The sequence below is a fragment of the Streptomyces xanthochromogenes genome (genome assembly GCF_014650455.1).
GTDB lineage: Bacteria > Actinomycetota > Actinomycetes > Streptomycetales > Streptomycetaceae > Streptomyces > Streptomyces xanthochromogenes.
On record NZ_BMUZ01000007.1, the window covers coordinates 74,730 to 95,993 of the forward strand.

Consider the following 21,264-nt stretch of genomic DNA (forward strand, 5'->3'; position numbering starts at 1 on the left):
TGAGTCATCAGACCAAGTCCTCCGTCCCGGCTCGGCGGATGTAGACGGTGACCATGATCAGGACGATCGCCATCAGGATGAAGGAGAGGGCCGCGGCCGTCGGATAGTCGAGGACGCGCAGGAACTGCGACTGGATGACGTTGCCGACCATCTTCTGGTCGGTGGAACCGAGCAGTTCGGCGTTCACGTAGTCACCGCTGGCCGGGATGAAGGTGAGCAGCGTGCCCGAGACGACGCCGGGCATCGACAGCGGGAAGGTCACCTTGCGGAAGGTGGTGGCCGGCGTCGCGTACAGGTCGCCGGCCGCCTCGTGCAGGCGGGAGTCGATGCGTTCCAAGGAGGTGTACAGCGGCAGGATCATGAACGGCAGGAAGTTGTAGGTGAGTCCGCAGACCACCGCCATCGGCGTGGCCAGGACCCGGCTGCCCTCGGTCCAGCCGAGCCAGTTGGTGACGTCCAGGACGTGCAGGGTGGCGAGCGCGTGCACCACGGGCCCGCCGTCGGCCAGGATCGTCTTCCAGGCGAGGGTGCGGATGAGGAAGCTGGTGAAGAACGGCGCGATGACCAGGACCAGGACGATGTTGCGCCAGCGGCCCGCCTTGAAGGCGATCAGATAGGCCAGCGGATAGCCGAGCAGCAGACAGAGCAGGGTCGCCGTGCCCGCGTACAGCAGGGACCGGACGAACTGCGGGTAGTACTCCTTGAAGGCGTCCCAGTACGTCTGGAAGTGCCAGGTGACCTGGAAGCCCTTCTCCAGTGAGCCCGTCTGTACGGAGGTCGAGGCCTGGTACACCATCGGCAGCGCGAAGAACACGATCAGCCAGAGGATGCCGGGCAGCAGCAGCCAGTACGGGACGAGCCGCTTGCGGGTGGACGCCTTGCGCACGGTGGGTGCCGCGGGCGCCTCGGTCAGGGCGGTCACGCGGCGTCCTCGACCTTCTCGACGCCCGCGTCCTTGGCCTGCGCCGCGTCCAGGCCGAAGGTGTGCGCCGGGTTCCAGTGCAGGACGACCTCGGCGCCGGGCACGAGGCGGGTGTCGCGCTCGATGTTCTGCTCGTACACCGAAAGGCCGCTGCCCGCCGGGGAGTCGACGAGGTACTGGGTGGAGACACCGATGAAGGACGAGTCGACGATGCGGCCGGTGACGCGGTTGCGGCCGTCGGCGACGGCGCCCTCGTCGTCGCGGTGGGCGAGCGAGATCTTCTCGGGGCGCACACCGACCAGGAGCTTGCCGCCGCTGCTCGTGGCGGCCGAACATCGCCCGCCGGGCAGCCTGAGCTTGGCGCCGCCCGCGGTGACCACGACGTCCTCGCCGCTCTTCTCCACGACCTCGGCCTCGATGAGGTTGGAGGTGCCGAGGAAGTTCGCGACGAAGGTGGTCTTCGGGTTCTCGTACAACTCGGCCGGAGCACCGAGCTGTTCGACCCGGCCGCCGCTCATCACCGCGACGGTGTCGGCCATCGTCATGGCCTCCTCCTGGTCGTGGGTGACGTGCACGAAGGTGATGCCGACCTCGGTCTGGATGCGCTTGAGCTCCAGCTGCATCTGGCGGCGCAGCTTGAGGTCGAGGGCGCCGAGCGGCTCGTCCAGGAGCAGTACCTGGGGGTGGTTGATGAGCGCGCGGGCGACCGCGACGCGCTGCTGCTGGCCGCCGGAGAGCTGGTGCGGCTTGCGCTGCGCGAAGTCGCCGAGCTGGACGAGCTCCAGCATGTCGTCGACCTGCTTCTTCACCGACTTGATGCCCCGCCGGCGCAGCCCGAAGGCGATGTTCTCGGTGACGTTCAGATGCGGGAAGAGGGCGTACGACTGGAAGACGGTGTTCACCGGCCGCTTGTAGGGCGGCAGGTCGGTGACGTCCTTGTCGCCGAGGAAGACCGTGCCGGTGGTCGGCTCCTCAAGCCCGGCGATCATGCGGAGGGTGGTGGTCTTGCCGCAGCCGGACGCACCGAGCAGGGCGAAGAACGAGCCCTGCGGGACGGTCAGTTCGAGCGGATGGACGGCGGTGAAGGAGCCGTACGTCTTGCTGATCCCGGTGAGGCGGACGTCGCCGCCTGCGGTGCTGTCAGTCATGGGTGGGGTCCCAGGGGGTGTCGAGGGAGAGGGAGGGGGCCAAACGCCCCGAAAGGGGCGCGGGGCTGTGACATGGTGCGGCTGCGCAGCGATGGGGGTCCCCCCTGTTCGAGCGAAGCCGAGGACGTGGGGGCGCGATCGGCCGCAACGGACCGCGCACCTGTGAACTCGGGTCCCGCGGAGCGCTCACGCTCCGATGAGCCTGGAGAACTTCTGCTCGTACGCCGTCTCCTCGGCCTCGCTGAGCGAGCGGAAGGAGTGGGACTTCGCGGCCATCGCCTTGTCCGGCAGGATCAGTTCGTTCGCCGCCAGCGCCGGGTCGATCTTGGCGAGTTCGTCGCGGACCCCGTCGACCGGGCACTGGTAGTTGATGAACGCGGCGAGCTTCGCCGCGACCGGCAGCTCGTAGTAGTAGTCGATGAGCTTCTCCGCGTTGCCCTGGTGCCGGGCCTTCGCCGGGACGAGCAGGTTGTCGCTGGAGGTCATGTAACCCGCCGCCGGAATCGCGTACTTGATGTCCGGGTTGTCGGCGCGCAGCTGCGTTACGTCGCCGCCCCAGGCCACACAGGCCGCGAGGTCGCCCTTCACCAGGTCGCCGGTGTAGTCGTTGCCGGTGAAGCGGCGGATCTGCTTCGAGTCGACGCCCTTCTGGAGCCGCCCGATCGCCGCGTCGAAGTCGGCGTCGGTGAACTTCGCGGGATCCTTGCCGAGGTCGAGCAGGGTCATGCCGACCGAGTCGCGCATCTCGGACAGGAAGCCGACGCGGCCCTTGAGGGTCGGGTCGTCGAGCAGCTGCGTGATCGAGTCGACCTTCTTGCCGCCGGTCGCCTTGGAGTTGTAGGCGATGACGGTCGGGATGCCGGTCCAGGGATAGGAGTAGGCGCGGCCGGGGTCCCAGTCGGGCGACCGGAACTGGGGGGCGAGGTTGGCGTAGGCGTGGGGCAGGTGCGCGGGGTCGAGCTGCTGCGCCCAGCCGAGCCGGATGAGCCGGGCGGCGAGCCAGTCGGTGAGCACGACGAGGTCCCGGCCGGTGTCCTGGCCGGCCGCGAGCTGCGGCTTGATCTTCCCGAAGAACTCGACGTTGTCGTTGATGTCCTCGGTGTACTTGACCTGGATGCCGGTGCGGCGGGTGAACTCGTCCAGCGTCGGATGGTGCTTCTTGTCGTCGCTGATGTCCATGTACTGCGTCCAGTTGGAGAAGTTGACCTCCTTCTCCTGCGCGGAGTGGTCCGCGTTGGACGGTCCGGTGCCGTTCTCCTTCTTGGCCGCCGGGATGCCGCACGCGCTCAGGGTGGCGAGGCCGCCGACGGTGAGCGCGCCGACGCCCGAGGCGCGCAGCAGGGAACGGCGGGTCAGGGCGCCCCGGCCATTGGTCAAGCTGCGCCGGACGGCGGCCAGTTGGGCCGCCGACAGGCTTTCGGGCTCGTACTGCTCCATGCGCTGTATGCCCTTTCGGGTGGGTTCGGTGGCCTGGTCGGGCCGCCTCTTTATCGGTCCCCGAAGATCGTGCGGTGCCAGTCCTTCCTGGCGACCGCTGTGTTGTCGTACATCACGTGCTTGACCTGCGTGTACTCCTCGAAGGAATACGCCGACATGTCCTTTCCGTAGCCGCTCGCCTTGTAGCCGCCGTGCGGCATCTCGCTGAGGATCGGGATGTGGTCGTTGACCCAGACGCAGCCCGCCTTGATCTCGCGGGTGGCCCGCCCGGTGCGGTACACGTCCCGGCTCCAGGCGGAGGCGGCGAGACCGTAGGGGGTGTCGTTGGCGAGCGCGATGCCCTCGTCGTCGGTGTCGAAGGGCAGCACCACCAGGACCGGGCCGAAGATCTCGTCCTGGACGACCTCGCTGTCCTGGGGCGCGTCCACGATGAGGGTGGGCCGGTAGTAGGCGCCGTCGCCCTCGGGGGCCTCGCCGCCGGTGACGATCCGGGCGTAGCTCCTGGCCCGCTCGACGAAGGCGGCGACGCGGTCGCGGTGGACGTGCGAGATCAGCGGGCCGAGGTCGGTGTCCTCGCGGAAGGGGTCGCCGAGCCGGACCGTCTCCATGAGGGCGGCGACCTGGGCGACGAAGGCCTCGTACAGCGGGCGCTGGACGTAGGCGCGGGTGGCGGCGGTGCAGTCCTGGCCGGAGTTGATGAGCGAGGCGGCGACCGCGCCGTGCACGGCAGCCTCCAGGTCGGCGTCGTCGAAGACCACGAAGGGCGCCTTGCCGCCGAGCTCCAGGTGGAGCCGCTTGACGGTCCGGGTGGCGATCTCGGCGACGCGCTTGCCGACGCCGGTGGACCCGGTGAAGGAGGTCATCACGACGTCGGGGTGGCCGACGAGGTGCTCGCCGGCGTCCTGGCCGGCGCCGGTGACGATGTTGATCACACCGTCCGGGATGCCGGCCTCCTTGGCGGCCTCGGCGAACAGGAGCGAGGTCAGCGGGGTGGTCTCGGCGGGCTTGAGGACGATGGTGTTGCCCGCCGCGATCGCCGGAAGGATCTTCCAGGCGGCCATCTGGAGCGGGTAGTTCCAGGGCGCGATGGAACCGACGACACCGATGGGCTCACGCCGGACGTACGAGGTGTGGTCGCCCTCGTACTCCCCGGCCGACCTGCCCTCCAGGTGCCGGGCCGCGCCCGCGAAGAACGCGGTGTTGTCGATGGTGCCCGGCACGTCGAACTCGCGGCTCAGCTTGATCGGCTTGCCGCACTGGAGGGACTCGGCCTGCGCGAACTCCTCGGCCCGCTCGGCGAGCACCTCCGCGAACCGGTACAGGGCGGCGGAGCGCTCGCCGGGGGTGGCGCCGGACCAGCCGGGGAAGGCCTCCTTGGCCGCGGCGACCGCGGCGTCGACATCGGCGGTGCCCGCGAGCTCGTACGAGTAGACCGTGTCCCCCGTGGCCGGATCGACGACCGCGTGCCGGCGCCCGGAGGTGCCGGGGCGCAGCCGCCCCCCGATGTACTGGGCGCCGGCCGCGAAGCGGTCCTGCGCGGGGAAGCGGTCCTTGGCGGGGGTGCTGTTGCCGTTGCCGGTGTCGGTGTCCATGTCGCCCACGTTCTTCGTAGCTTCAGCTCGATTTGAGTGCCGATCCTGACAGAGGCACATCTGGCCAACAAGTGATTCCGTTGTTGCCTTTTGGTTACGCGACGGAATCTGTCGACCATGTGTCGCGTCGGAGCCGTAATGGCCCGACGGAGTGTCAGTGGCGCCTGCCAGACTCGCATGCATGAACGAGTACACGGGGGACCGCGCGGCGCTGGACGAGCTGATCGCGCAGGTCAAGAAGGGCGACCGGATCAAGTATCTGCACTTCTGGGGGCACCGGCCGCAGCGGGACGGGTCCCTGGGCCCGAGCTGTTTCAGCCAGTGGTGGCCCTCGCCCTTCACGGTCGAGGGCGTCCGTTACGCCACCGCCGAGCACTGGATGATGGCGTCGAAGGCCCGCCTGTTCGGCGACCCGGAGGCGGAGCGCGCGGCGATCGACGCGGCGAATCCGGCGCTCGCGAAGAGGGCGGGCCGCCTGGTGCGGGGCTTCGACGACGAGGTGTGGCGCCGGGAGCGCTACGGCATCGTCCTGGCCGGCAGCCTGCACAAGTTCGGTCAGGACGAGGCGCTGCGGGGGTATCTGCTCGGCACCGGGAGCCGGGTCCTGGTCGAGGCGAGCCCGATGGACCGGATCTGGGGCATAGGACTTGCGGCGGACGCACCCGAGGCGGCGGACCCGCAGCGGTGGCGTGGCCTGAACCTCCTGGGCTTCGCGCTGACGGAGGCGCGACAGCGGCTGGGCTGAGGCGGGGGGCGTACCCGGGTCCGGCCGGGCGCGGGCCCGGTCCGGGCGGAGGGTGCCTCGCGGGCCCCCTCCCCCGGGCGGGAGCCGCTCAGCGGGCCAGGACGCCCGACGACAGGAAGTTCGAGTAGTCGTAGCTGGTGGGGTGGTCCAGCGAGCCGGTCGCGATCACGATGACGAGGAGCGCGACACCGAGCACGATGGAGATGATGCCCAGGGTGATGCCCGCCAGGGACTGCCCCCGGTTGTTCGCCTCACCGCGCGCGACCCGGCCCTTGCCGAGCATCCCGAAGATCAGCGCCAGAGTCCCGAGCACGATGCCCGCGATACCGATCGTGCAGAACAGGAGGACACAGCCGATGATGCCGAGCACCATCCCGGCGGTGCCGAACCCGTTCTGCGGCGCGGTCATCCCGGTGAAGCCCGGGTAGCCGTAGACGGGCTGCTGGCCCGGGTAGCCCGGGTAGCCCTGTCCGGGCTGCTGCGGGTAGGCGGGGTAGCCGTAGCTGCCGGGGGCCGCCTGTCCCGGTGCGGGCGGCGGGGTCGGGCCGCCGTAGCCGCTGCCGGGAGCCTGTTGCCCGGGTGCGCCCGGGAACGGACCCTGGGCCGGGGCGCCGGGGGCTCCCTGCGGCGGGGCGGGGTACTGTCCCTCGGTCGGCGTGCCGGGCATGGAGACGACCGTCTGCTGGTCGTGCACCGACGGCTTGTCCAGCGGGACCTTGCGCTCCGGCGGAGCCCAGGGGTCGCGGGGCTCCTGGCCTCCCGACGGCTGCTGGGTGTTGTCTGACATGGGCCTCCCCCATCGTGGTTCCGTCATGCTACGGCCAAGGGTTCCGGGCGGGTGCGCCCGGCCTACCATGATCCCCGACCGGCGAAGGCCGTACGACGCCCATCGCGCGAGGACCCTCGCGGCAGACCCATGGAGGACCCCATGACCGACCTGCACCCCTTCATCGCGGGGCTGCCCAAGGCCGAGCTGCACGTGCACCACGTGGGCTCCGCCTCACCGCGCATCGTGGCCGAACTCGCCGCCCGCCACGCGGACTCGAAGGTCCCCACCGACCCCGAAGCGCTCGCCGACTACTTCACGTTCACGGACTTCGCGCACTTCATCGAGGTCTACCTCTCGGTCGTCGACCTGATCCGCACCCCGGAGGACGTGCGCCTTCTCACCTACGAGGTGGCCCGTGACATGGCCCGGCAGAACGTCCGCTACGCCGAGCTGACCATCACGCCGTTCTCCTCCACTCGCCGGGGCATCGACGAGCGCGCCTTCATGGACGCGATCGAGGATGCCCGCCGGGCCGCCGAGGCCGAGTTCGGCACGGTCCTGCGCTGGTGCTTCGACATTCCGGGCGAGGCCGGTCTGGACGCCGCCGCCGAGACGGCCCGGCTCGCCACCGAGGACGGCGTGCGCCCCGAGGGTCTGGTCTCCTTCGGCCTGGGCGGCCCGGAGATCGGCGTGCCGCGCCCGCAGTTCAAGCCGTACTTCGACCGGGCCATCGCCGCCGGCCTGCACTCCGTACCGCACTCGGGCGAGTCCACGGGACCCCAGTCGATCTGGGACGCGCTGATCGACCTGCGGGCCGAGCGCATCGGCCACGGCACCAGCGCGACCCAGGACCCGGCCCTGCTCAAGCACCTCGCCGAGCACCGGATCGCCCTGGAGGTCTGCCCGACGTCCAACCTGGCGACGCGCGTGGTGCCCGACCTGGACCAGCACCCCATCAAGGAAATGGTGGCCGCGGGCGTCCTGGTCACCATCAACAGCGACGACCCGCCGATGTTCGGCAGCGACCTCAACAACGAGTACGCAGTCGCGGCCCGGCTCCTGGAGCTGGACGAGCAGGGGGTCGCCGACCTCGCCAAGAACGCCGTCGAGGCCTCCTTCCTCGACCCCGCGGGCAAGACGAAACTCGCCGGGGAGATCGACGACTACACCGCGAAGTGGCTCGCCCGCTGACCCTCCGGGGCCGGGCCCCGGCTGGCCGCCCCCGCCGGCGCTCAGCACAATGACCCCATGCGCACCGTGACAGCCGTGGCCCACCGCGGCGACCCGTACCGCGTCCGCGAGAACACGCTCCCCTCCATCGCCTCGGCCCTGGAGCGGGGCGCCGACGCGGTCGAGGTCGACGTCCGCACCACCCGGGACGGCGTGCCCGTGCTGCTGCACGACGAGACGCTGAAGCGGCTGTGGGACTTCGACCGCCCGCTGGCCGAGCTCCCGCACGCGGAGGTCGCCGAGGTCACCGGCGGCGGGGTCCCCACCCTGCGCCAGGCCCTGATGGCGGCCGGGGCGCACCGGGTGATGCTGGATCTGCCCGGCGCCACCGAGGAGTCGGTGCGCAAGGTGGTGAACACGGTCCGCGAGTGCGGTGCGGGCGAGCGGGTCTACTACTGCGCGGGGCCGGTCGCCATGCTGTGCGTGCGCCGCGCCGACCCGGCCGCCGAAATCGCCCTGACGTGGACCAGGCCCGCCCCGCCACGCCCCGCCCTGGTCGAGGCCGTCAGGCCCCGCTGGCTCAACTACCGCTTCGGCCTGCTGAGTTCGGACCTGGTGGCACGGGCCCACCGGGACGGCCTGCTCGTCTCGGCCTGGACCCCGGACACCGCCCGCACCCAGCGCCACCTCATCGCCCACGGCGTGGACGCGATCACCACCAACCGCCTGGACACACTGTCGGCCGTCCTGTCGGAAAGGCAGGCGACCCGGGGCGGTGCCCCGGACCCCTCCTGAGCCCCGCCCCCCTCCCGACAGAGGGAACACGCCCGACGGAAGCGCCCCCTCAAGCCGGCACCGGCACCCGCTCCCCCATCTCCTCAAGGGCCTTGATCTTGCGCCGCACCACGTACAGCGGGATCACGCCGAACACCCCGAAGGACATGTCGATCAGCGACCACCAGAAGGGGATTCCCCTGAGGGGCCCGCAGATCAGGGCGACCGGGATGATCCCCGCGCAAGCGATCATCGCGAACTCGACGACCCAGACGTTGCGGACCGGATCGCGCAGCACCCCGTAGAAGGCGACCGCGATGACGAGGTGGGCGAAGGCCAGCCAGTCCGTGCCGTAGAGCAGGAACGGGTAGTCGGCGTCGGCGGTGTCGACGCCGGCCCGTACCCGGTCGATCCAGCCGGTCAGCCCCGGCAGCTTGTCGCCGATCGGGGTGTGGTGCAACACGGACTGCGTCCAGCGCAGTTCGTGCACCAGGGGGAAGGCCGTCAGGCCGCTCAGCACGAGGCAGACGACGAACACGGCCAGCCATACGCGGGTACGCCGCAACAGGGCGTTTCGCTCGCTCATGATCGCAGCGTACGCCTGTGTTGAACGCGTTCAAAAGCGGGGCCGGGCCGCAAGCCCAAGGCCCGGACCCCGGACCCCGCCTACAGCCCCACGATCTCGTTCCAGCGCTTGGCGAACTCGACCCGCTCCTCGGAGGTGATGTCCCGTGCGATGGCGAGGCGCCCCCGCATCGCGTCGTCCGGGAAGATCAGCGGGTCCTCGGCGAGCTGGGCCTCGTCCTTGTCCTTGGAGGAGGCGAGCACCTCGCGGGCGGCCGGCACCGGGCACACGTAGTTGACCGAGGCGGCGAGTTCGGCCGCGACGTGGGGGTCGTAGTAGTAGTCGACCAGCGCCTCCGCGTTCGCCTTGTGACGGGCCAGGTTGGGGATCATCATCGACTCCGCCCACAGCTCGGCGCCCTCCTGGGGCACCACGAACTCGATGTCGGGGTTGTCCGCCTGGAGCTGGAAGACGTCACCGCTGTAGGCCTGACAGGCCAGCACGTCGCCCTTGTTGAGGTCGCTCGTGTAGTCGTTGCCGGTGAAGCGGCGGATCTGCTTCTTCGCGACCTGCTTCTCGACCTGGTCGCACATCCGGTGGAAGTCGTCGGCGGTCCACTTGGTGATGTCGACGCCGTTGCCCTGCATCAGGAGCGCGAAGGACTCGTCGAGGCCGGAGAACAGCGTCACCTTGCCCGCGAGCCGCGGGTCCCACAGGTCGTGGACGTGCTGGATCTCGCGGCCGAGTTTCTTCTTGTTGTACGCGATGCCGGTGATCCCGGACTGCCACGGGACGCTGTGCAGACGCCCGTTGTCGAAGGCGGGGGTGCGCAGCTGGGGGTCGAGGTAGCGGGTGACGTTGGGCTGCTTGGCTCGGTCCATCTGCTGCACCCAGCCGAGCCGGACGAACCGGGCGGCCATCCAGTCGCTGATGACCATCAGGTCCCGGCCGGTCTCCTGGTGGTTCATCAGGGCCGGGCTGATCTTCCCGAAGAACTCGTCGTTGTCGTTGATCTCCTCGGTGTACGTGACGGAGATCCCGGTGCTCCTGGTGAACGCGTCCAGGGTGGGCCGCCGGGAGGCGTCGTTGTCGTCGACGTCTATGTAGAGCGGCCAGTTGGCGAAGGTGAGGGACTTGTCGGCGGCCGAGCGGTCGCGCCCGGCCCGGTCACCGGGTTCGACGTAGGCCGCGGGGACCCCGCAGCCGGCCAGTGCGGCCAGCGCGGCGCCGCCGCCGAGGGCGCGCAGCAGGCTGCGGCGGGACAGGGGGCTGGCTGCGGGGAACGCGGTCGGTCGCATTCCGGCAGGATGCCTCCCGCGCCCACCGCGTTCAATGGACGCTGCGTACAGCCGGGCGCCCCGGGCCAGACACCCTGTCGGGGCACGGCGGCAGCGAAAAGGGGCGGGGGACAACTCCCCCGCCCCTGCGCGCCGTTCAGGCCGTGGCTCAGCCTTCGATGGACGTCATCACGTGCTTGATGCGGGTGTAGTCCTCGAAGCCGTACGCGGAGAGGTCCTTGCCGTATCCGGACTTCTTGAAGCCGCCGTGCGGCATCTCGGCGACCAGCGGGATGTGGGTGTTGATCCACACACAGCCGAAGTCGAGGTTCTTGGACATCCGCATGGCGCGGGCGTGGTCCTTGGTCCACACCGAGGAGGCGAGCGCGTACTCGACGCCGTTCGCGTACTCCAGGGCCTGGGCCTCGTCGGTGAAGGACTGGACGGTGATGACCGGCCCGAACACCTCGTTCTGGATGATCTCGTCGTCCTGCTTCAGGCCGGAGACGACGGTCGGGGCGTAGAAGTAGCCCTGCTCGCCGACCTGGTGGCCACCCGCCTCGACCTTGGCGTGGGCGGGCAGCCGGTCGATGAACCCGGCGACCTGCTTCAGCTGGTTGGCGTTGTTGAGCGGGCCGTACAGCACGTCCTCGTCGTCCGGCTGCCCGGTCTTGGTCTCGGCGGCCGTCTTGGCGAGCGCGGCCACGAACTCGTCGTGGATCGACTCGTGCACGAGCACGCGGGTCGCGGCCGTGCAGTCCTGGCCGGCGTTGAAGTAGCCCGCGACCGCGATGTCCTCGACGGCCTTGGCGATGTCGGCGTCCTCGAAGACGACGACCGGGGCCTTGCCGCCCAGCTCCAGGTGGACGCGCTTGACGTCCTTGGCGGCGGACTCGGCGACCTGCATGCCCGCGCGTACCGAACCGGTGATGGAGGCCATCGCCGGGGTCTTGTGCTCGACCATCGCGCGGCCGGTGTCGCGGTCGCCGCAGATGACGTTGAAGACGCCCTTGGGGACGATCGCGCCGATGATCTCGGCGAGCAGAACCGTCGAGGCGGGGGTGGTGTCCGACGGCTTGAGGACGACGGTGTTGCCCGCGGCGAGCGCCGGGGCGAACTTCCAGACCGCCATCATCATGGGGTAGTTCCACGGCGCGACCTGCGCGCAGACGCCGACCGGCTCGCGGCGGACGATCGAGGTCAGACCCTCCATGTACTCGCCGGCGCTACGGCCTTCGAGCAGCCGGGCGGCGCCGGCGAAGAAGCGGATCTGGTCGACCATGGGCGGCACTTCTTCGGTGCGGGTGAGCTCCAGCGGCTTGCCGGTGTTCTCCGACTCGGCCGCGATCAGCTCCTCGGCCCGCTCCTCGAAGGCGTCCGCGATCTTGAGCAGCACGCGCTGGCGCTCGGCGGGGGTGGAGTCGCGCCAGGCGGGGAACGCCCTGGCCGCGGCCGCCATGGCGGCGTCCACGTCCTCCTGCCCGGAGAGCGGCGAGGTCGCATATGGCTGTCCCGTGGCCGGGTTGACCACCTCGATGGTCCGCCCGTCGGCAGCATCGCGGAACTCTCCGTCGATGTAGTTGCGCAAACGACGCAGTTCGGTGGTCACTTCGCTGGCCTCCCGGTCCGATGTCCGATGGGTGAGACAGCCCACCCTAGTCGGTGGAGCGACGCTTTCGACAGACCCGACGGCCCGGAACTTCGGATTCAGTTCTCCAGAGGTCACGGAACAACGAATTTCATCGCTTTGGGGTTGCGGGACAGACCGAGTCAGGTGCACAGTGGCTCCGTGGCCAGCCGAAGCACAGACCCCAGGATCGGGAACGGATCGTCCCCCTCCATCGATGCCGTCTCCCTGGCGATCATCGAGCAGCTCCAGGAGGACGGACGCCGTCCTTACGCCGCGATCGGCAAGGCCGTGGGCCTGTCGGAGGCGGCCGTGCGTCAGCGCGTGCAGAAGCTGCTCGACCAGGGCGTGATGCAGATCGTCGCCGTCACCGACCCGCTCACCGTGGGATTCCGGCGGCAGGCGATGGTCGGCATCCGCGTCGAGGGCGACCTCGACCCCGTGGCGGAGGCGCTGACGGCCATGGCCGAGTGCGAGTACGTGGTGATGACCGCGGGCTCCTTCGACCTGATGGTGGAGGTCGTCTGCGAGGACGACGACCACCTCCTCGAAGTGATCAACAAGAGGATCCGCGCCCTCCCCGGCGTGCGTTCCACCGAGAGCTTCGTCTATCTCAAGCTGAAGAAGCAGACCTATATGTGGGGAACCCGATAGCCGTGAGCAAGGACCTCAGCCAGACCGCCTACGACCACCTGTGGATGCACTTCACCCGCATGTCGTCGTACGAGAACGCGCCCGTTCCCACCATCGTCCGTGGCGAAGGCACCTACATCTACGACGACAAGGGAAAGAAGTACCTGGACGGCCTGTCGGGCCTGTTCGTCGTCAACGCAGGCCACGGCCGTCACGAGCTCGCCGAGACCGCCTACAAGCAGGCGCAGGAGCTGGCCTTCTTCCCGGTGTGGTCCTACGCCCACCCCAAGGCCGTCGAACTCGCCGAGCGCCTCGCGAACTACGCGCCGGGCGACCTCAACAAGGTCTTCTTCACCACCGGTGGCGGCGAGGCCGTCGAGACCGCGTGGAAGCTGGCCAAGCAGTACCACAAGCTCACCGGCAACCACACGAAGTACAAGGTCATCTCGCGCGCGGTCGCCTACCACGGCACCCCGCAGGGCGCCCTGTCCATCACCGGTCTGCCCGCCCTGAAGGCGCCCTTCGAGCCGCTGGTCCCCGGCGCGCACAAGGTGCCGAACACCAACATCTACCGCGCCCCGATCCACGGCGAGGACCCGGTGGCCTTCGGCCGCTGGGCCGCCGACCAGATCGAGCAGGAGATCCTCTTCGAGGGCCCCGAGACCGTCGCCGCCGTCTTCCTGGAGCCGGTGCAGAACGCGGGCGGCTGCTTCCCGCCGCCGCCCGGCTACTTCCAGCGGGTCCGCGAGATCTGCGACAAGTACGACGTGCTGCTCGTCTCCGACGAGGTCATCTGTGCCTTCGGCCGCCTGGGCACGATGTTCGCCTGCGACAAGTTCGACTACGTGCCGGACATGATCACCTGCGCCAAGGGCATGACCTCGGGCTACTCCCCGATCGGCGCCTGCATCATCTCGGACAGGCTCGCCGAGCCGTTCTACAAGGGTGACAACACCTTCCTGCACGGCTACACCTTCGGCGGCCACCCGGTCTCCGCCGCGGTGGGCCTGGCCAACCTCGACATCTTCGAGCGCGAGGGCCTCAACCAGCACGTGCTCGACAACGAGGGCGCCTTCTTCGACACCCTCAAGAAGCTGCACGACCTGCCGATAGTCGGCGACGTCCGCGGCAACGGCTTCTTCTACGGCATCGAGCTGGTGAAGGACAAGGCCACCAAGGAGACGTTCAACGACGAGGAGACCGAGCGCGTCCTGTACGGCTTCCTCTCCAAGGCGCTGTACGACAACGGCCTGTACTGCCGGGCCGACGACCGCGGCGACCCGGTCGTCCAGCTCGCCCCGCCGCTGATCTCCGACCAGAACACCTTCGACGAGATCGAGGGCGTCCTGCGTCAGGTGCTGACGGAGGCCTGGACGAAGCTCTGATCCGTCCCGCCCACGGCCCGGCCGCGCCCATCCGAGTGAGATGGGGGCGGCCGGGCCGCGTGCTGTCATGGCAGTCACACCCCAGTGCCTAGCGTGCCCAGTGACCGATCGGCCCTGCCTTCGTTCCCCCGTACGGGGAGCAGGAAATCTGATCTGAACCGAGGTGTGCACCATGGTGGCTCCGCCGGACAACGACGTGCTGTGGGCACGTTCCCTGCATCACTCCCACGGCGGCTCGCCCGCCCTGACCGGGGTCAGCGTCGAGGCCCGCGAGGGCGAGATCCTCGCCGTCGGCGGCCCGCGCGGCTCGGGCAAGACGACCCTGCTGCGCTGCCTTTCGGGCGCGGTCGTGCCGGACGAGGGCGAGGTGTGGTTCAACAGCGGGGCCGTGCACACCCTGGGCGCCGCGGCCCGCGAGCGGCTGCGGCGCGACCGGTTCGCCTGGATCGACCCCGAGCCGGCCCTGGTCCCCGAGCTGAGCGCCTGGGAGAACGCGGCCCTGCCGCTGCTGCTTCGCGGGGTCTCGCACCGGAGCGCGAAGAAGACCACCCTGGAGTGGCTGGAGCGCCTCGACATCGACACCTGCGCCAAGAAGCGCCCGCACGCACTGCTCCAGGCGGAGCGCCAGCGGGTGGCCATCGCCCGCGCCCTGATCACCGAGCCGGCCGTCCTCTTCGCCGACGAGCCGACCGCGACCCTGCACAGCGCCGACCGCGCCCAGGTGCTGCGCACCCTGCTCACCGCGGCCCGCTCGCACCACATCACCACGATCATCGCCACCCACGACACGGACGTGGCGGCCCTCGCCGACCGCACGGTGGTCCTCATCGACGGGCGACGGGTCAACTCCCGTACAGAAAACGGCACTTCGGAACCGGAGGGTATCGCCGCGTGCTCGCTCTCCGTCTAGCCCGCGGTACCCACCCCCTGGTCCTGCTGCGCCGGCTGCTGGTGTCCGCCGCGTCCGCCGGGGTCGGCTTCCTGCTCCTGTGCACGCTCGGTTACGCGGTCGGCCATCCCGGCAGTTCGGTGCTGAGGCTGCTGTGGTGCGCGGTTCCGCTGGCGGCGACCGTGCACTTCGCGGTCGCGGTCGCCCGCACCGACCCGAGCACCCGGCCGCGCACCGGGCTCTCCGCGGTCGGCCTGGGTCCGGCGCGGCTCGCCGCGATCGCCGCCGCGTCCACCGCGGTGACCTGCACCCTGGGCTCGGCGGTGGCGCTCCTGGTCTATCTGCATCTGCGCGGCGACATCGACGGGCTGCCCTTCGACGGCGCCGCCGCCGGGCTGCTCGCCGCCGACGAGCCGATGCCGCTGGCGGGCGCCCTGACCCTGCTCGCGGTGCTGCCGGTGGCGGCCTCCGTCGCGGCCGGGCTCGCCCTGCGCCCACGCCCCGCGCGCGCCGGCGGAACCAGCGACCCGGTGCACCCCGAGGAGCCGGCACCGGCTCCGGCCGGACTGCCGTGGGGCTTCGCGCTGGTCGCCGCGGGCCTCGCCGTCGAGACGTACGCGAGCCGGGGCGCCCAGGGCGCCGCGTTCCCGATGCCGGGGCACCCGGAAGGCACCCCGGCCGGGGTGCTGGCGGGCTGGGCGGTCACTGTGCTCGGCCTCGCCCTGGCGGGCCCGGCCCTGGTCCACTTCAGCGGGCGGCTGCTCCAGCTGGCCCGGCCCAGCGCGGCCCGGCTGCTCGCGGGCCGGGTCCTGATGGCGGAGGCCCGGCGCATCGGGCGGCCGCTCGGGGTGGTGTGCGCGGTGGCCGCTGGGGCGATCGCCGCGGCGACCCTGTACGGCGACCGGGCAGGACCGCACCCCTTCGGACCGCTGACCGGGCTCGGGGCGGCCCTGGTGATGAGCTGCACGGTGGCGACGCTGCTGACCGCCGCCCTGGAGTCGCGCCATGCCCGCGCCCACACCACGGCGGCCCTGGTGTCCATCGGCACCCCGATGGCGGTGCTGCGGACCGCCGCGTTCCTGCGGGCGGCCGCGCTGCTCGCGGTCCTCACCCCGCTCACCGTGCTCATCGCGGAGGTCGCGGCGCTGCCGCTGCGGTAGCCGCTCCGGCGCGTGCGGCCGGGCTCCGCGCTCGCGGACCCACCGGCGGGGCCCGCACCGGGCAGCGCCTAGCATGTGGGCGTGCCGGAAGACGAAGTGAAGTTCCCCGCGGGCAGCGACACCGAGATCGAATCGCTGTCCGAGTTCGACGCGGCCGCCGAGCGGGGCGAACTCGCCGGGTACCGCGTCCAGTCGGTCGACCTGACCGGGCGTACGTCCGCCCTGCTCGGCGTCGACACCGCGGGCGCGGTGTTCCTCGGCTGCGCGATGGAGCCGGACGCGGCCGCCAAGGTACGCGCCGACGGCGCGCTCGTCTTCCCGCCCGTACCGGACCTGCCGTTCGACCCCTACCGGGGCGCGCTCTACTCCCCCGCCGAGCTCTTCGAGGGGCTCGCGCAGGGCTACGAGGGGACCCCGGACGCCCTGTCCTACGACTGGTTCCAGCGCACCCGGGCGGACGGCGACATATTCTCCTCGATGCTGCGTTCCATCCACGACGACGCGATCTCGGACGCGCTCGACGAACTGCTCGTCGGGGCGCGGGTGGTGGGCGTGATGGGCGGCCACGCGATGGCCCGCGGCACGGCCGAGTACGAAGGCGCGGCGATGCTCGGCCGCACCCTGGCGCGGGCCGGGTTCACCGTCGCCACCGGGGGCGGCCCGGGCGCGATGGAGGCCGCGAACCTGGGGGCGTACGCGGCGCCCCTCGACGACGCGATGCTGGCCTCGGCCCTGCAACTCCTGGCCGGGGAGCCCTCGTTCAGGCCGTCGGTGTCCGCCTGGGCGCGCGCCGCCTTCGAGGTGCGGACGAAGTGGCCGCGCGGCGGCACCTCCGTGGGCATCCCCACCTGGTTCTACGGCCACGAGCCGCCGAACGCCTTCGCGGGCGCCATCGCCAAGTACTTCGCGAACGCCACCCGCGAGGACGGGCTGCTCGCCCGCTCGAACGCGGGCGTCGTCTTCCTGCCGGGCGCGGCCGGGACCGTGCAGGAGATCTTCGACAACGCGACGCCGAACTACTACGAGTCGCGGGGGACGCCGACGCCGATGGTCCTCGTCGACCGGGCGCACTGGACGCAGGAGCTGCCGACCTGGCCGCTGCTCCAGGCGCTGGCGAAGGACCGTCCGATGGCGGCGCGGATCGCCCTGGTCGATTCCGTCTCCGAGGCGCCCGACGCACTGGCCCGCATGTCGCGATAGCGCGGCGCGTCCGGGGCGGTCCGGAAAAGGGCCGATCTCCAGGCAACTCCCAAGGGGCGGTAAACGTCTGGTAAAGCGGAGTGGGGCGAACGGGTTGCCCCCGCCAGGAACGGAGTCCTCTGTGCTGCTCGGTCTGCTGACCGCCATCGCCGCCTCGGTCTGCTACGGCACGGGCTCGGTCCTGCAAGCCGTCGGGTCCCGCAAGTCCGCCCGCCGCGACGCGGCCGCCGGTGACCGGACCCAGCACGGCGGGCCGAGCCTGTCGTCGACCGCCAAGGCCGCGATGACCTGGGAGTTCATCGTCGGCACGGTCCTCGACTTCGTCGGGTTCGCACTCGGCGCGCTGGCGGCCCGGCTGCTGCCGCTCTTCCTCTCCCAGACGGTGATCAGCGCGAACCTGGTGATCACGGCGGTGCTCAGCGTCAAGCTGCTCGGCATCCGGCTGAGCCGTGCGGAGTGGACGTCGATCGGGGTCGTCTGCTCGGCCCTGGTGCTGCTCGCCTCGGCGGCGGGCCACGAGGGCAGCGGGCACACCGAGCTGTCCACGCACTGGTGGCTGCTCGCGATCGCGCTCCTGCTCATGGCCGGCGGCACGGTGGCGGTACGCCTCCTGGGCTCGCGCGCCGCGATCCTGGCGGGACTGCTTTCGGGGCTCGGCTTCGGTGCGCTCGGGGTGGGCGTGCGGGTCCTGAACGGCGTGGACCCCTTCGACGCCGGGGCCCTCCTCACCGACCCGGCGCTCTACGCGATCCTGGTCGCCGGCATCGGCGGGATGTATCTGCACACGGTGGCCCTGCAGATCGGTTCGGTGAACGGGGCGACGGCGGCGCTGGTGGTGGGCGAGACGGTGCTGCCGGGGGCGATCGGAGTGCTGTGGCTGGGAGACGCGTCCCGGGCCGGCCTTGCCTGGATGGCCGTCCTGGGCTTCGTCCTGGCGGTGGGCGGGGCGGTGGCGGTGGCCTGGTTCGGCACGCCCGACACCCCCGAACCGGCCACCCCGAAGGAACCCGTCCGGGTGGGCTAGACCCCTGGGGCTCCGCCCCCAGGTCGCTGGTTCCGCGCCCCCTACAGGGGCGCGGGGAACTGCGCGAGCAACCACGCACGGTCGGCAGCCGACCCAGGAGGCCCGGGCGCAGCCCCGGAAGCCGACCCGACCCCATCACCCCCGGCGGGTTCAGGGAAGGGGCGGGGTGGGGCCGAAAACCCGGGGTCTGGGGCGGAGCCCCAGCGCACCCCGGACAGCCCGACAGCCCCCTACCCCTCCCCCAGCACCACGACCCCGCCCGCCGCAAAGGCGACCCCCACCTCGTCGCCCGGCTGCGGCGAGGCCGTCAGCTCGCACTCCGCCTCCAGCAACGGCCCTGCCCCGGGCCGCAGTCGAAGGGCCACATGGTTGCCACGGAACGTGCGTGAGACGACCTCGCAGGGCAGGCCGTCCCGTGCGGGGACCAGCCGGACGCCCCCGGGTCGGACCAGCAGGCGTGCCTCCCCCTGGGGGGAGCCGGAGGGCACCGGCACCTTCCCCCAGGGGGTGGCCGCCACCGTCCCCGTCACCGTCGCCGGCACCACGTTCTCGAAGCCGAGGAAGCGGGCCACGAACTCGGAGGCCGGGCGCTGCCAGACCTCCAGGGGCGTGCCGGTCTGCGCGATGCGGCCGTCCCGCATCACGACGACCCGGTCGGCCAGCGCGAACGCCTCGCCCTGGTCGTGCGTGACGGCAAGGACCGTGGTGCCCAACCGGCCGAACAGGGACCGGAGTTCGACCACCAGACGCTCGCGCAGGGTGCGGTCCAGCTGGCCCAGCGGCTCGTCCAGCATGAGGAGGCGGGGCGAGGGCGCCAGCGCCCGGGCGAGGGCGACGCGCTGCTGTTCGCCGCCGGAGAGCGCGGCCACGGCCCGCCGCTCCGCGCCGGGAAGGCCGACCAGGTCGAGCAACTCCCCCACCCGGGCCGCCTGTTCGGCTCGCGAGGCCCCCCGCATGCGCAGCCCGAACGCCACGTTCCCGGCGACGTCGCGCTGCGGGAAGAGCTGGTGGTCCTGGAACATCAGGCCGAGCCCGCGCTTGTGCACGGGCACCCCGGCCTGGTCGGCGCCGCCGAGCGACACCCGCCCGGAGTCCAGGGGTTGGAGTCCGGCGACGACCCGCAGCAGGGTCGACTTGCCGCTGCCGCTGGGCCCGAGCACGCACACCGTCTCGTGGTCGGCGACCTCCAGGTCGACCGCGTCGAGCGCGGCCCGCTGTCGAAACCGTACGGTCGCACCGTCGAGCTTCAGCATCAGAACTCCCCGCTCCGGTCGGTCCGGATGCGTTCCAGGACGAGCAACGACACCGCGCACACCACCATCAAAATCGTGCTGAGGGCCATCGCCTGGCCGTAGTTGAGGTCACCGGCCCGGCCGAGCAGGCGGGCCACCGCGACGGGCAGTGTCGGGTGGTCGGGCCGGGCGATGAAGACGGTCGCGCCGAACTCCCCGAGCGAGACCGCGAACGCGAAGCCCGCCGCGACCAGGAGCGCCCGGCGCACCAACGGCAGGTCGACCTCGCGCCAGGCCCGCAGCGGGGACGCGCCGAGCACGGCCGCCGCCTCGCGCAGCCGGCCGTCCACCGCGCGCAGCACCGGCAGCATGATCCGTACGACGAAGGGGGTGCCCACGAGCGCCTGGGCGAGCGGCACCAGAATCCAGGAGGTTCTGAGGTCGAGCGGGGGCTGGTCGAGGGTGATCAGGAAGCCGAAGCCGACGGTCACGGCCGAGACGCCGAGCGGCAGCATCAGGAGCGCGTCGAAGCCGCGCATGAGGCGGCCGGTGCCGCGCCGGGCGAGTGCGGCCGCCGCGAGGCCGCCGACGAGGAGCGCGATGGCGGTGGCGGCGAGGGCGTACTGGAGCGAGTTCCCGATCGCCTCGATGGGCGGCACGAGGAAGCTGCCGTTGTCGCCGGCGGCCTGGAGCGCCCGGTAGTAGCCGAATCCGTAGCCGTCGGGGGTGTCGAGGGAGCGCTGGACCAGGACGCCGATGGGCAGCAGGATCAACAGCGCGACGACGGCCAGGACCGAGGCGAGCAGGGCGCGTTGGCCTGCGCCGCGCGGCCGGCGTGCGGTCTGGGCCGGGTCCACGAGCTTGAGGGCGCTCTCGCGGCGGCGCACGGTCCGGGCGTGCACGGCGAGGATCAGTCCGACCGCCGCGAACTGCACGATCGTCAGGACCGCCGCGGTCGGCAGGTCGAGGAGCTCGGCGGTCTGGCGGTAGATCTCCACTTCGAGGGTGGAGAAGGTGGGGCCGCCGAGGATCTGGACGACGCCGAAGGAGGTGAAGGTGAAGAGGAAGACCATGAGCGCGGCCGCGGCGACCGCCGGGCCGAGCGCGGGCAGTGTGACCTTGCGCCAGGCCGCGAGGCGGGACGCACCGAGGACGCGGGCGGCCTCCTCCTGACGGGGGTCGAGCTGGGACCACAGGCCGCCGACGGTGCGTACGACGACCGCGTAGTTGAAGAAGACGTGCGCGAGCAGGATCGCCCACACCGTGGTGTCCAGGCGTACGCCCCACAGCTGGTCGAGCAGCCCGCCGCGGCCGAGCAGCGCCAGGAACGCGGTGCCCACGACGACGGTCGGCAGCACGAACGGCACGGTGACGGCGGCCCGCAGGAGCTGTTTGCCGGGGAAGTCCAGGCGCGCGAAGACATAGGCGCCGGGCAGCGCGATCACGAGGGTCAGCGCGGTGGAGGCGAGTGCCTGCCAGGTGGTGAACCACAGAACGTGGCCGATGTCCGGGTCGCCGAGGACCTCGGTGATCCGGCCGAACTGCCAGGCGCCGTCCGCCTTGAGTCCGCGGCCGACGATGGCGGCCACCGGCCAGGCGAAGAACAGCGCGAAGAACACGAGCGGCAGCGCCAGGAGGCCGAACCGCGCACCGGCGCGGCGCAGCGCACCGCGCCGTGCCGCGCCGGGGTGCACCCCGCCCTCGGGGCGGTCTGC

Annotated in this window: 19 protein-coding genes; 9 read left to right on the forward strand and 10 right to left on the reverse strand. The window is 71.3% G+C overall.

Going from position 1 to position 21,264, the window contains the following annotated elements:
* Nucleotides 1-7: 7 nt before the first annotated feature.
* From IE267_RS19320 to IE267_RS19335, 4 genes are all read right to left on the reverse strand, one after another.
* On the reverse strand, nt 8-922 hold the full coding sequence (locus IE267_RS19320; protein ID WP_189764091.1) for an ABC transporter permease: 915 nt from the start codon (nt 920-922) through the stop codon (nt 8-10).
* The gene (locus IE267_RS19325; protein WP_167156510.1) at nt 919-2,070 is read right to left on the reverse strand and encodes an ABC transporter ATP-binding protein; all 1,152 of its coding nucleotides are present in this window, start codon (nt 2,068-2,070) and stop codon (nt 919-921) included. The genes IE267_RS19320 and IE267_RS19325 overlap by 4 nt, the downstream gene beginning before the upstream one ends.
* Before the next feature lie 186 nt (nt 2,071-2,256).
* Nucleotides 2,257-3,507, reverse strand: a complete 1,251-nt coding sequence (locus tag IE267_RS19330) for a polyamine ABC transporter substrate-binding protein (RefSeq protein WP_189764092.1) — start codon at nt 3,505-3,507, stop codon at nt 2,257-2,259.
* Between the two features lie 50 nt (nt 3,508-3,557).
* Nucleotides 3,558-5,099, reverse strand: a complete 1,542-nt coding sequence (locus IE267_RS19335) for a gamma-aminobutyraldehyde dehydrogenase (protein WP_189764093.1) — start codon at nt 5,097-5,099, stop codon at nt 3,558-3,560.
* Between the two features lie 181 nt (nt 5,100-5,280).
* Between IE267_RS19335 and ybiA the strand changes: the two genes are divergently transcribed.
* Complete coding sequence (ybiA, locus tag IE267_RS19340) at nt 5,281-5,844, forward strand: riboflavin biosynthesis intermediates N-glycosidase (RefSeq protein WP_189764094.1); 564 nt, start codon at nt 5,281-5,283, stop codon at nt 5,842-5,844.
* 88 nt (nt 5,845-5,932) lie between these two features.
* On the opposite strand, the gene IE267_RS19345 is transcribed toward ybiA, so the two are convergent.
* Nucleotides 5,933-6,631 (reverse strand): DUF4190 domain-containing protein, encoded by a 699-nt coding sequence (locus IE267_RS19345; protein ID WP_167156518.1) that lies wholly within the window; start codon nt 6,629-6,631, stop codon nt 5,933-5,935.
* Between the two features lie 51 nt (nt 6,632-6,682).
* Between IE267_RS19345 and IE267_RS19350 the strand changes: the two genes are divergently transcribed.
* Both IE267_RS19350 and IE267_RS19355 read left to right on the forward strand, forming a co-directional pair.
* A complete protein-coding gene (locus IE267_RS19350; RefSeq protein ID WP_373304571.1) occupies nt 6,683-7,804 on the forward strand; it encodes an adenosine deaminase in 1,122 nt (373 codons plus the stop codon).
* Between the two features lie 57 nt (nt 7,805-7,861).
* Entirely contained in the window at nt 7,862-8,578 is a 717-nt protein-coding gene (locus tag IE267_RS19355) for a glycerophosphodiester phosphodiesterase (RefSeq protein ID WP_189764096.1), read from the forward strand.
* Between the two features lie 49 nt (nt 8,579-8,627).
* On the opposite strand, the gene IE267_RS19360 is transcribed toward IE267_RS19355, so the two are convergent.
* The 3 genes from IE267_RS19360 to IE267_RS19370 form a co-directional block, all read right to left on the reverse strand.
* A complete protein-coding gene (locus IE267_RS19360; RefSeq protein WP_189764097.1) occupies nt 8,628-9,143 on the reverse strand; it encodes a hypothetical protein in 516 nt (171 codons plus the stop codon).
* Nucleotides 9,144-9,223: 80 nt separating this feature from the next.
* Nucleotides 9,224-10,420 carry a polyamine ABC transporter substrate-binding protein gene (locus tag IE267_RS19365; RefSeq protein WP_189764098.1) on the reverse strand — a complete coding sequence of 399 codons (1,197 nt, stop codon included), beginning with the start codon at nt 10,418-10,420 and terminating at the stop codon, nt 9,224-9,226.
* 148 nt (nt 10,421-10,568) lie between these two features.
* Nucleotides 10,569-12,008 carry a gamma-aminobutyraldehyde dehydrogenase gene (locus IE267_RS19370; protein WP_161245332.1) on the reverse strand — a complete coding sequence of 480 codons (1,440 nt, stop codon included), beginning with the start codon at nt 12,006-12,008 and terminating at the stop codon, nt 10,569-10,571.
* A 180-nt stretch (nt 12,009-12,188) separates the two neighbouring features.
* Between IE267_RS19370 and IE267_RS19375 the strand changes: the two genes are divergently transcribed.
* From IE267_RS19375 to IE267_RS19400, 6 genes are all read left to right on the forward strand, one after another.
* Entirely contained in the window at nt 12,189-12,680 is a 492-nt protein-coding gene (locus tag IE267_RS19375) for an Lrp/AsnC family transcriptional regulator (protein ID WP_189764099.1), read from the forward strand.
* Nucleotides 12,665-14,044 (forward strand): aspartate aminotransferase family protein, encoded by a 1,380-nt coding sequence (locus IE267_RS19380; RefSeq protein WP_161245330.1) that lies wholly within the window; start codon nt 12,665-12,667, stop codon nt 14,042-14,044. Before IE267_RS19375 ends, IE267_RS19380 begins: the two co-directional genes overlap by 16 nt.
* A gap of 172 nt (nt 14,045-14,216) precedes the next feature.
* On the forward strand, nt 14,217-14,954 hold the full coding sequence (locus IE267_RS19385) for an ABC transporter ATP-binding protein (protein ID WP_167156527.1): 738 nt from the start codon (nt 14,217-14,219) through the stop codon (nt 14,952-14,954).
* A complete protein-coding gene (locus IE267_RS19390) occupies nt 14,936-16,093 on the forward strand; it encodes a hypothetical protein (protein ID WP_167156529.1) in 1,158 nt (385 codons plus the stop codon). Before IE267_RS19385 ends, IE267_RS19390 begins: the two co-directional genes overlap by 19 nt.
* An 81-nt stretch (nt 16,094-16,174) precedes the next feature.
* The gene (locus IE267_RS19395) at nt 16,175-17,293 is read left to right on the forward strand and encodes an LOG family protein (protein WP_189764100.1); all 1,119 of its coding nucleotides are present in this window, start codon (nt 16,175-16,177) and stop codon (nt 17,291-17,293) included.
* Between the two features lie 121 nt (nt 17,294-17,414).
* A complete protein-coding gene (locus tag IE267_RS19400; RefSeq protein ID WP_189764101.1) occupies nt 17,415-18,317 on the forward strand; it encodes a DMT family protein in 903 nt (300 codons plus the stop codon).
* A gap of 230 nt (nt 18,318-18,547) precedes the next feature.
* On the opposite strand, the gene IE267_RS19405 is transcribed toward IE267_RS19400, so the two are convergent.
* Together IE267_RS19405 and IE267_RS19410 are read right to left on the reverse strand one after the other, a co-directional pair.
* Nucleotides 18,548-19,570 carry an ABC transporter ATP-binding protein gene (locus IE267_RS19405; protein WP_167156535.1) on the reverse strand — a complete coding sequence of 341 codons (1,023 nt, stop codon included), beginning with the start codon at nt 19,568-19,570 and terminating at the stop codon, nt 18,548-18,550.
* Nucleotides 19,570-21,183, reverse strand: a complete 1,614-nt coding sequence (locus IE267_RS19410) for an ABC transporter permease (protein WP_167159479.1) — start codon at nt 21,181-21,183, stop codon at nt 19,570-19,572. The genes IE267_RS19405 and IE267_RS19410 overlap by 1 nt, the downstream gene beginning before the upstream one ends.
* Nucleotides 21,184-21,264: the final 81 nt, after the last annotated feature.

Coding starts and splice junctions, on each gene's coding strand:
- IE267_RS19325 (WP_167156510.1), bottom strand. CDS start 2,070: ATGACTGACAGCACCGCAGGCGGCGACGTCCGCCTCACCGGGATCAGC.
- IE267_RS19330 (WP_189764092.1), bottom strand. CDS start 3,507: ATGGAGCAGTACGAGCCCGAAAGCCTGTCGGCGGCCCAACTGGCCGCC.
- IE267_RS19335 (WP_189764093.1), bottom strand. CDS start 5,099: ATGGACACCGACACCGGCAACGGCAACAGCACCCCCGCCAAGGACCGC.
- ybiA (WP_189764094.1), top strand. CDS start 5,281: ATGAACGAGTACACGGGGGACCGCGCGGCGCTGGACGAGCTGATCGCG.
- IE267_RS19345 (WP_167156518.1), bottom strand. CDS start 6,631: ATGTCAGACAACACCCAGCAGCCGTCGGGAGGCCAGGAGCCCCGCGAC.
- IE267_RS19355 (WP_189764096.1), top strand. CDS start 7,862: ATGCGCACCGTGACAGCCGTGGCCCACCGCGGCGACCCGTACCGCGTC.
- IE267_RS19360 (WP_189764097.1), bottom strand. CDS start 9,143: ATGAGCGAGCGAAACGCCCTGTTGCGGCGTACCCGCGTATGGCTGGCC.
- IE267_RS19365 (WP_189764098.1), bottom strand. CDS start 10,420: ATGCGACCGACCGCGTTCCCCGCAGCCAGCCCCCTGTCCCGCCGCAGC.
- IE267_RS19385 (WP_167156527.1), top strand. CDS start 14,217: ATGGTGGCTCCGCCGGACAACGACGTGCTGTGGGCACGTTCCCTGCAT.
- IE267_RS19405 (WP_167156535.1), bottom strand. CDS start 19,570: ATGCTGAAGCTCGACGGTGCGACCGTACGGTTTCGACAGCGGGCCGCG.